At 48.8% G+C, this 9,143-nt stretch carries 4 protein-coding genes; 1 reads left to right on the top strand and 3 read right to left on the bottom strand.

The window, feature by feature from the left end; genetic code table 11:
* The 3 genes from WKT20_RS13665 to WKT20_RS13655 form a co-directional block, all read right to left on the bottom strand.
* Positions 1 to 1,245, bottom strand: a 1,245-nt coding sequence (locus tag WKT20_RS13665; protein WP_340417523.1) for a TonB-dependent receptor plug domain-containing protein, incomplete at its 3' end; no start/stop codon positions are given.
* 195 nt (positions 1,246 to 1,440) lie between these two features.
* Complete coding sequence (locus WKT20_RS13660; RefSeq protein ID WP_022052553.1) at positions 1,441 to 2,835, bottom strand: C1 family peptidase; 1,395 nt, start codon at positions 2,833 to 2,835, stop codon at positions 1,441 to 1,443.
* Positions 2,836 to 2,864: 29 nt separating this feature from the next.
* On the bottom strand, positions 2,865 to 4,310 hold the full coding sequence (locus WKT20_RS13655) for a Na+/H+ antiporter NhaC family protein (protein WP_340417522.1): 1,446 nt from the start codon (positions 4,308 to 4,310) through the stop codon (positions 2,865 to 2,867).
* Positions 4,311 to 4,567: 257 nt separating this feature from the next.
* Between WKT20_RS13655 and WKT20_RS13650 the strand changes: the two genes are divergently transcribed.
* Positions 4,568 to 9,133: a translocation/assembly module TamB domain-containing protein gene (locus WKT20_RS13650; RefSeq protein WP_340417521.1), complete on the top strand. Its 4,566-nt coding sequence runs from the start codon at positions 4,568 to 4,570 to the stop codon at positions 9,131 to 9,133.
* The last annotated feature ends 10 nt before the right edge of the window (positions 9,134 to 9,143 follow it).

Here is a 9,143-nt window from a genome sequence, read left to right as displayed (position 1 = left end):
CTGAAAACGATTCTTCTCCACCTCCCCTAAAGCCAGCACATCCAGAAAGTGAGTTCCCAACTGCTTCTGATACGTCAGCATCAGGTTTCCTAATAAGGCTTCCGACTTCCGGTTTCCCCGGTAAGCCTGTCCGTTGGCCCATACCGTTGTCGGCAGGAACTGGGCGTTTTCTGTTGTGCTATAGGTATAAGAACCCAATAGTACCATCTTCAAATCCTTCAGCAAATTAAAAGTCAGGCGGGCGTGCGAACTGAAATAAGAAGTCTCCTCGCGGTTGTCCACATCCATCCAGGCCAATGGATTTGTAATCTGACTGGCCGTCGTAATCTGGTCCCAGCTCCCGGTTTCCGGATCCGGGAAATCAGGAAAAGTAGGATTAAAAGCGGCTGCCGAATAAAAAGTCTTCTGTAAATCAAACAGCGTACGGTCGCGCTTCATCGAACCGAACAACCCCAATTCACAGTCAATCAGTCCGTCAAGCATCTTCTGCGACATATTCATATTGGCCGTAAACAGTTTCATGCCCTCATTCTGAATCACTCCCTCACGATTCTGAAATCCTAACGACACTCTGTAATTAGAAGCCTCACCACCTCCATAAAACGCAATGTTATGATTCTGCTGCAAGCCCGTCTGCTCAATGGCTTTCTGGAAATCCGTGTCATATCCCTTATCCAGGATACTCCATCCTCGTTCAGCCGCCAGCTTGCGATACTCTGCTCCCGAAAGCATATCCAACCGGCGATAAGCATGCGACACACCAAAACTACCGTTGTAGTTCACGCGTGTCTTCCCTGCCCGGCCTTTCTTGGTGACAATATTAATGACTCCCGATGCTCCACGTGAACCATACTGTGCCGTTTCCGACGCATCTTTCAAAATCGTAAAAGACTCTATGTCGGTGGGATATACCGAGGTCAGCATCGTCAAATCACCCAATACCCCGTCCACGATAATCAGCGGGTCATTTCCACTGGTCAGCGAAGTCGTACCACGCAAGCGGACCGACTCCAGCGCCGCCATTCCATTGTTACTCTTTAAGATGGTAAGTCCCGGCACGCGTCCCTGAATAGCTTCCAGCGGATTGGTTATCAGCTCACGGTTCATCTGTTTTTCCGTAATCTGTTCCACCGAACCGGAAATATTCTTCAAACTACCACGGGCATACCCGATGTTATAAATTGAATCGGGAGGCAATTCGTCTACATTCTGTCCTTGTACATAAAGTGGGAATCCGGCTCCCATACACCCTAAAAACAACAAGCTGTACAAAGCCTGAGATATTGGCTGCATTTTATCCATAGCATACTTATTTAAGGTCAAAAGGGCGTGAAGATACCCAAACCTCCACGCCCCGTATAATCAGTTCCTTCTTTTCACAAAGAAAAGATATTTCTACCGATAAAGCAAGCCCTGAGCCATGTTATTTCTGCCCGGTCATCATTTTTCTTCCGCAAACATCGGATCCCATGCCGGAAGTTGTATCGGCTTCTGCTTGAAGATGTCCAGCACCTTCTTCGGTACATATTTCGTTTCCAGCACCAGACGGAACATATACTCATTGAACCATTCATCCGTCATAATCAGGTGTCCCTGATAGCCCGATGCAGCTCCCCAACTGTTTTCCACCATCCATTTCTTCGGTTTTCCGTTCGCGTCCAGGTCTACTGCCATCAGTGTCATGGCATGTGCCGACATGCTGGCAAACGTCTGGATACGTTCTTTCTTATCCATTCCGAAAGTCGTACCCATCAAAGAACCGAAATCATAATTGTTTACATCCAGCAGCCCACGCTTGCTGTCCAGCTGTGTCACGTCACTCGAAAAATACATCCGTGTGCTGTCCTTCAATGATGCAATGGCCATTTCCTTGATTTCCTCTACTGGCAGATTCACATACGTCCAGTTCTTTCCATCGTAACGATGACGGTCGTATGCAATTTCGTAACACTTGTAATATTCACGTGAAGGATCGTTCATCACCATCACATAATTAGTCAACAGGTTCGTATCACCGTATTTTTCCAGGAACGACATCGGTGTGTGATGCTCTGTAGCCACCACATTCCCCTTGCTGTCCTTACGTACATAGTCGAACTCAGTCGGTGGCACTCCCAAAGTCAGCACCAGCATACGATACACCGTGCTCAGCATCTCTTCCTTACGGCTTTCAATCGTTGCAGCCTTCTCTCCTTTAGCAGCCATTTCCCTCAGTTCCAAACCGAATTCCTTCAGTTTCAGGCCAATCAAAGAAGACATGTACGAGGTGTGTTCACTGCTGTATGTTTCCGGCATAGCTTCTTTAGGCACGAGACCGTATTTCGACACGATGTCGGCTACTCCCGTAAATGTACCTCCGTCGCTCAGCGGATGCTTGAACAGCCATTCCACAGTCTGGTCGTTCATCGGTTTGCCAGCCGTTTCAATAACTCCCTGTAAGAACAGATTGGATTTTTCCAGCTGGTCCCAAAAGAAAGAATATACCTGCGAGAACTCCAGTCCCGGCAAGTCATAGCGTGCAATGGCTTTGGCACGCATCACGTTCAGTCCCGTAAACAGCCAGCAACGGCCAGACGACTGCTGGTCGGTGATACCTTTTGATTCTACCTTAATGGAAAAATCTGTATTCAGCGCCTTCTGGTTTTCCTGATTCAATGCCAGTTCCTTGATGCTGGTACCTCCCATGGCATTCCGCAATGCCTTGTCGGCAGCCGTATTCTGATAACTACTCTGAATTTTTTTCAACATATCCGGAGAGATGCCTCCATCCTGAGCCTGTACCGTCAGTCCGAAAGCCAACAGACAAGCAGCCAATGTTACGTGTTTCTGGTTCATTCTATTATGGTTTTAATGAAAATTGTGTCTTAATTCTTTTTTACCGAGCGTACAATCTTAAAGCCAATGCACGCCACGAAGATACTCATCAACGGACTCAGCAAGTTAAAGAAACTATACGGCAGATACACCAGTGTAGGCACATTCAGTATCGTGGCCTGCGTCATTCCGCATGTGTTCCAGGGAATCAGCGGACTGGTCACTGTGACGGCATCTTCCGTTGTTCGGCTTAACAGGCGCGATTCGTATCCGTTCTTCTTATAAATATCCTTGAACATGTTTCCGGTCAGAATAATCGAAATATACTGGTCGGCAGTAGCCAGATTCAGGAACAAACCGGAAGCTACAGTTGCTGCTACCGTACTTGCCAGCTTATGCGTAAAGCGTACGAACATACGCGTAATGCTCCCCAACATGCCACAGGCCGTCATGGCTCCACCCAGACACATGGCACAGAGAATCAGCCATACCGTATCCATCATACCTCCCATTCCACGGGTGGCAATCAGTTCGGTCAATGCAGGAGTAGAAGCCTGCAACGACGTACTTCCTGATAAAGCTAACAAAACTCCTTTATATAAAGCTTCCCCTCCGCTCACTCCGTCACCGGCCACTTCACGGAGTACATCTGTCTGGAAAACCAGCATGCACACCACAGCCAAAGCAGTGGATATGAATAAGGTAATAATAGAAGACACCTTACGGGCAATTAATATTCCTGTCACCACCGGCACCAGCAACACCCAAAGAGTAATATGAAAACGTTCCGCCAGTCCGGTAGTAAACACGGCAATCTGCGAACTGTCTGATGCCTCATGCGAAAATCCGGCTATTGTAAAAATAACCAGTGAAATGACCACCGAAGGCACCGTGGTGTACATCATGTAACGGATATGCGTAAACAGCGGCGTATCTGTCACTGAGGAAGCCAGGATGGTCGTATCCGAAAGCGGAGAAACCTTGTCGCCGAAATATGCACCCGAGATAATCGCTCCGGCAATCCAGCCTTCTTCAAAACCCTGTGCCTTGCCGATACCCATCAAGGCAATACCGATGGTCGCAATGGTGGTCCACGAACTGCCTGTCATGACCGATACCACTGCACAAATCACACAGCACGACACGAGGAAAAATTTCGGATGAATAATCTGTACCCCATAGTAAATCAGCGTAGGTACCACTCCCCCTAACATCCAGGCTGCCGAAAGTGCTCCGATAATCAACAGGATAATCAAAGCAGAACTCACCCCCGCAATGTTGTTGATAATGGCATGTTCAATATCCTTCCAGTTCATCCCATATCGGCTCATACCCAAAGCCGCACACAAAGCCGTAGTCAGCAGCAAACAAATCTGGCTTCCGCCACCTAACGCGTCAGCTCCCAACAGACGAATCGTAAAGAAAAGTAATACCACCAATACCGCCACAGGCAGCAAAGACACCAGCGGAGAAGGAATCTTCATTTTTTGCGTCATTTTTATCCGTTTAAGTCTAATTTTATTACTAAATTAATAACGGCTGCAAATTTCCGAATATTTTTCCAATTTTCCATACAAAATCCATATATATTTACATTTTATGCTACAAAAATGAATAAAAATAGATTTCCAATTCATTTATACCAACCGTAAAAGGGCATCACCCAAAACTTAAAAACTACTAATAACACCCTCAAAGCCCCTTTTCTTCGAGGGTTATTTGTACATTTGTCTATAATTTGCATAAATAAAGAATGAGTAAAGCCACGCGCATAAAACAAGCCATACGTATCACGGTCATTTCGACACTGGTATTCTATTTCGGTCTGATTGCTCTGCTGAACCTTCCGGCTGTCCAACACCGCATCAGTACGTATGCTGCCCGTGAACTTACCCGTCTCACCCAGGCCGAAGTCAGCATTGGCAATGTAGACTTAGGGCTTCTGAACCGCGTCGTCATCCAGAACGTGCAGATAAAAGACCGGCAGAAGAAAGACATGCTCGGCATTTCGCGCTTTTCCGTCAAGATTGACATTCCCTCTCTCTTCCGTGGAAAAATCCGTATCAGCAGTGTACAGCTATTCGGACTGGATGCCTGCCTGAACCGTGCCCACCCCAAGGCTCCCCTGAATTGCCAGTTCCTGATTGACACTTTTGTTTCAAAAGATACGACAAAGAGCGAAAAATCCATCGACCTGCGTATCAATTCCGTACTTATCCGTCGCGGACAAATCCACTACGATGTGCTGTCGGAATCCAATACACCCCGCCGGTTCAATCCTCATCACATCGGCATCAGCGAACTTTCGGCAACCATCTCCTTGAAGGCCTTGCAGACCGATTCGCTCAACGCACAAATCCGCCGTATGAGTTTCAATGAGCAAAGCGGATTTCAACTGAAGAAATTTGCGCTGAAGGCCACAGCTACCCCCAAAGGTATCCATTTGCATGACCTGAACCTGAGCCTTCCGGCCACGACAGTAAACATCGACACATTTACTGTAGCAGGAGAACTTACCGCACCCGACTTTATTTCAGATACGCAAACCACCTACATGGGTCGCCTGAATGCCTCGGTCACTCCGGCCGACATCGCCTGCTTTGTCCCTGCACTCCAGCATTTTCAGGACTCCGTACATATCGACCTGGCCTTTCATGGAAGAGGGAAACAGGCTCGATGTACCAATTTCTATCTCTCCAGCCCGCACAAAGCACTGGAAATACATGCAGAAGGAATGCTCGACCACAGTAATCCTTCACAACCGCCTTATTTTTTTGGTCAAATCACACAGGCTGATGCCGACGAAACCGCCATTTCCTGGCTCATACATAATTTGAAAGGTACCGCTGCACCTGTACCCGACATCCTGCAGCGTCTGGGCTTTCTTAAATTTCAGGGTGATGTATCGGGATACCCTTCCCGTATCACTGCACACGGTACCCTGCAAAGCCAACCGGGACAGATTAATGCCAATCTGACCATGCACACCGACACCCTGACCCAGCAAAAAAGTTATTCCGGAAAAGTTTCCACCCATAATTTTGAGCTTGGCAAACTGCTGGCGAAAAAAGAACTGGGTAAAACCTCTTTTGACCTGGAACTGAACGGGCTGCAATACCGAAACCATCAGCCAGAATCGCATATCAAAGGAGAAATCTCTTCTTTAGAGTACAATGACTACCAATACCAGCACATCGCACTGAACGGAAATTTCAAGCCGGGCGGTTTCAACGGCCATCTGTCACTCGACGATGAAAATGGTAAAATCAGCGTAGACGGGAATTTCGTGACCCAACAGGCCGTACCCGACTTCAACCTGCGGGTAAAAGTACGTGATTTTCGTCCCCATAAACTTCAGCTGACGAAAAAATACGAAGATACCGACGTATCATTGAACCTGACGGCAGACTTTTCAGGACATTCCATTGACGATGTCCAGGGAAAAATCAGCCTCGACAGTCTTTCAGTTCGCACGCCCGACGAAGAAGGGAACTACTTCCTTCCCCGCCTGCAGATTGATGCGACACAGCTTGCCTCAGAGGCCAAGCAGAAGGAAATACGCATTGACTCCCCGTTCCTGACCGGAACCATACAAGGACAATATGCCTACCACACCCTGCTGAAGAGCATGGAGAAAGTGATCCGGAAGCATCTTCCATCCCTGTTCCCTGAGGAGAAGCCGAAAAAAGGAAGAAAGAAACCCGCAGAGCTGAACAACCAGTTCCGGTTCCAGTTTCGCATGGAAAACAGTGAATTTCTTTCAAAGGTTTTGAACATTCCGTTCGAGTTGCAGATGCCGGCCACGTTCTCAGGACAACTTAACGACAGCCTCTCACAGATGCGCATCAACGGTTCGATTCCTCAATTCACGTATAAAGGGAAATACTACGAATCGGGCACCCTGTTGTGTGAAAGCCGTTCCGACGAACTGCAGTGCCAGTTACGTGCCGGCACCTTGATGAAAAAAGGAGCCATGTTCAATTTCTCCCTCATCACGAGGGCCAAAGACGACAAGCTGCACAGTACCATTTACTGGGGCAACAACACACAGCTCACCTATAGCGGAAAGATTGACGCCATCGCTTCTTTCCGTCAGGACAGTCTGAAAAGGGTACTCCACACCCGTGTGGACATCCAGCCCAGCCAGGTCATTCTGAATGACACCACCTGGAACATCCATCCGGCTACTGTAGACATTGCAAAAGACAGCATCGAAATACACGACTTCCTGTTTGAGCACCGCGACCAGCACTTGAAAATCAACGGACGACTGGGAAAAACAGAAGCTGACTCCTGTCTGGTAGACTTGAAGAACATCAACCTGCTCTACATCATGGACATGATTCAGTTTCATGCCGTACGCTTCGACGGAGGCATCAGCGGAAAAGTCCACCTACGCCACGTGCTTGAGGACCCGGTGATGGAAGCCCGTCTCGATGTGAAAGATTTCTCCCTCAATCATGCCCTGCTAGGACGCGCCGACATCCTCGGCTCATGGGACAAAGAGTTGGGAGGCGTTCGCCTCAATGCTGACATCCGCCGCGACAGTGCCTGCACCACACGGGTCATCGGCTATGTATCGCCCAAGATAAAGGGACTCGACCTCCATATCCAGGCCGGAGGTACCCCTCTCTCCTTCCTGCAACCCTTTGTAGAAAATATATTCAGCAATGTCAACGGAAGCGTACATGGCGACGTGCGTCTGTTCGGCCCCTTCTCCCAGCTTGATTTGGAAGGGAAAGTCAAGGCACAGATGCAGATGAAGGTCAACATTCTGAATGCTACTTTCCTGGCTTCGGCCGATTCCGTACACATCGCTTCCGGCTTGTTCCGTTTCCAGAACGTGCGCTTGCAGGACACTGAAGGGCATACCGGACTGGCCAACGGAGAGCTACGGCATACCAAATTAAAGAACCTGAGCTACCAGTTCCGCTTCAATACCGACCGCATGCTGGTATTCCACTCTGAAAAGGAAACTCCGGAATTCCCCTTCTACGGTCATATCTATGCCACCGGAAACGTATTTCTCCGGGGAGGCGACGGACAGCTGAACGTTGACGGAGAAGTTCGCGCCGACAATCAGACCGAGTTTGTCTACGTATTAGGAACAGCAGCCGAGGCTACCAACTCCGGCTTCATCACCTTCGTAGACCGTACTCCACGCCGCAAACAGGCTGCGGTCAAGGCCGAAGTGTACCACCCGCTCAACCAGCCCGACAAGCAGGATGACGATGATACACCTACCGCTATCCACATCAATCTGCAGATAGAACCTGCCGAACGTGCCAACATGAAAATCATCATGGACCCTTCGGCCGGAGACTATATTTCTGCCTACGGAACCGGCAACCTGCGCATCAACTTCTTCAATCAGGGCAACTTCCAGATGTTCGGTAACTACAACATTACTGAAGGAATCTACAAGATGAGTATGCAGAACGTCATCCGAAAAGACTTTACCCTGCAGCCCGGAGGTGTGGTATCCTTCAACGGCGACCCCAAAGCCGCCAACCTGAACGTGCAGGCCGTCTATACGGTGAACTCCGCTTCACTGAACGACCTGATAGCCGACGCTTCTTCTTCACGTGGAAACGTGCGGGTAAACTGTCTGCTGAACCTGAGCGGTAACCTCACGTCTCCCAACCTGACATTCGGCCTTGAACTGCCCACCGTGAGCGAGGAAGACCGCGAACTGGTACGCAGCCTCACCAGCACTGAAGAACAGATGAACACGCAGATTATCTATCTGCTGGGAGTCGGCAAGTTCTATACCTATGACTATGCCAACAACACCGGGCAGACCGATGCCACCAGTTCATTGGCCTTCAGCACCCTGTCGGGCCAGTTGAATAACATGCTTTCGCAAGTCATCGACAACCAGAACTGGAACGTAGGTACGAACCTCACCACCGGAGAAAAAGGCTGGAGCGATGTAGAAGCTGAAGCCATCCTGTCCGGACGCTTACTGAACAACCGACTGATAATCAACGGAAACTTCGGTTACCGTGAAAATACCATGCGTAATACGAACTTTGTGGGCGACTTTGAAGCCATCTGGCTGCTCACCAAGAACGGAGAATTCCGTCTGCGCGGATACAACCAGACCAACGACCGTTATTTCACGAAGTCCACCCTTACCACTCAGGGCATTGGTATCATGTACAAGAAAGACTTCATGAACTGGAAAGAACTCGTCGACTGGTTCCTCCGCCGCCGGAAAAACCGCAGCAGCAAACAGAAAGAAAAAGAAGACCAGAAATACCTTCCGCAGGAAGCCCTTCCTGCCGCAAGAGAAAAAAGAGAATCAAACGAAAAATAATTATACAAGA

The sequence above is a fragment of the Phocaeicola sp. ICN-14070 genome, assembly GCF_037892625.1.
Taxonomy (GTDB): Bacteria; Bacteroidota; Bacteroidia; order Bacteroidales; family Bacteroidaceae; genus Phocaeicola; species Phocaeicola plebeius.
This window is presented reverse-complemented; position numbering and strand designations above follow the sequence as displayed.

Bases quoted from the DNA above. Each gene is read 5' to 3' on its own strand.
- WKT20_RS13660 (WP_022052553.1), bottom strand. From the start codon at position 2,835: ATGAACCAGAAACACGTAACATTGGCTGCTTGTCTGTTGGCTTTCGGA.
- WKT20_RS13655 (WP_340417522.1), bottom strand. From the start codon at position 4,310: ATGACGCAAAAAATGAAGATTCCTTCTCCGCTGGTGTCTTTGCTGCCT.
- WKT20_RS13650 (WP_340417521.1), top strand. From the start codon at position 4,568: ATGAGTAAAGCCACGCGCATAAAACAAGCCATACGTATCACGGTCATT.